Genomic DNA, 1,355 nt, shown 5'->3' with positions numbered 1-1,355 from the left:
CGTTATCTAGAGTCCGGTCAGACGTGGCCATGACGTCCAGCACGCGGCTCAGTGGATCGGAAATCTTCCTGGTGGACGTAGTTATCTTGAGCCGTCTATCAAGCGGCCCCGCCTGGGCGCCGTTCCGCCGTCGATGCCCGTGCTCGCCCGAGGGCGTGTTCCAGTTGCTTCCGGAGTTGCTGGTTCTCGGCGGTGAGGTCCCGGGCGCGCGCGTTGGCAACTTCGAGGCGGCGTAGCAGGGATGCTTCTGTGGAACGTTGGGGCGCGGGCAGGCGCGAGCCCTCCGAGTCGCGCTGAAGGTCACGGAGCCGTCGAATCTCGACGCAGATATCGGGCTGGGTGTAGAGCCAGGACCGTGAGACTTGCGCTTTCTGCGCGACGATCTGAAAGGTGACTGCGCCGCCTTCGCGGTCGAGGTCGCGAAGAGCCTGGGTGGCTTTGGCACGTGTGGTCTCGTGGCGCTGTTGGGCGGCGGTGATCAGGTGATGACTGTTATCGGCATGCATCAGGTGCTGCTTCGTAGTCCTCGTCGTTCTCCAATGTGGTGATGATTTGGTCGAGGTTTCCCAGGACCTGCTGGTTCATCTCGATCAGTCGTTGCTGGCCGCGGGCTTCAGCCGCAGTGATGATCTGCACGACCTGTTGACGATGCTTCCGGTGCTCGGGCAGGAACTCCGAGGTGGTGATGAACATAGGACAACTCAGGCACGCGTTCGCGTGCGGGCAGGACTTCTGGACTGGCAGCCCACAGAAACCGTTGGGCAGGGCCTGGGTCGCCCGACCGACCCGCTGCTTGGCCCATGCCGCCTCTGCCAGCGGCCCGTCGGGGTCGAGGGTGACGGTCTCGCCCTTGATGTTGACCTTCCGCGCGGCTTCCCAGTGTCGGCGGATCGTAGTGTCGCTGAGCCGGGCGTAGTGGGCAGTCATGACGTGGGAGTCGTGGTCCAGGATCCGGCGGACTACTTCTTGGGGGACGTCTCGGTTGATTAGCCTGGTACCCAGGGTATGCCGGAAGCTGTGCGGGACGACACGAACTGGTTGGCCGTGCTCGTCACGGACGGCGCAGCGCTTGAGCCAACGGTGCAGCGCCTTCCGGTAGACGCCGTCACTGACTGACTCCTGGCCGTCGTCGCTGTGGGTAGCTCGCGGGAAGAGCACCGGCGCACCACCCGGCCAACGCTCCCGAAGGCGGCATCGCTGCGCAGTGATGGCGTCGGCGAGGTCGGCGTCGATAGGCACCAGAGCCTCGCGCTTCATCTTGTGGTTGAGGTAGCGAAGGTAGGGCGCTCCCTCACCGTCGTAGACGATGCAATCGGTCGGCAGGCGGACGGTATCGGTGATGCGCAGCCCACACC

2 protein-coding genes are annotated in these 1,355 nt (G+C 64.5%); both read right to left on the bottom strand.

All coding sequences use genetic code 11. The features are described from left to right. Positions 1 to 98 precede the first annotated feature (98 nt). The gene (locus QMG72_RS17620) at positions 99 to 506 is read right to left on the bottom strand and encodes a DUF6262 family protein (protein ID WP_283481343.1); all 408 of its coding nucleotides are present in this window, start codon (positions 504 to 506) and stop codon (positions 99 to 101) included. Continuing rightward, positions 493 to 1,355, bottom strand: an 863-nt coding sequence (locus QMG72_RS17615) for a tyrosine-type recombinase/integrase (protein ID WP_283481341.1), incomplete at its 5' end; no start/stop codon positions are given. The genes QMG72_RS17615 and QMG72_RS17620, both read right to left, overlap by 14 nt.

Source organism: Pseudarthrobacter sp. PH31-O2 (assembly GCF_030063265.1).
Taxonomy (GTDB): domain Bacteria; phylum Actinomycetota; class Actinomycetes; order Actinomycetales; family Micrococcaceae; genus Arthrobacter.
Note: the sequence above shows the minus strand (reverse complement) of the source record. Positions and strands in the feature narration are given on the sequence as shown.

Coding starts and splice junctions, on each gene's coding strand:
- QMG72_RS17620 (WP_283481343.1), bottom strand. CDS start 506: ATGCATGCCGATAACAGTCATCACCTGATCACCGCCGCCCAACAGCGC.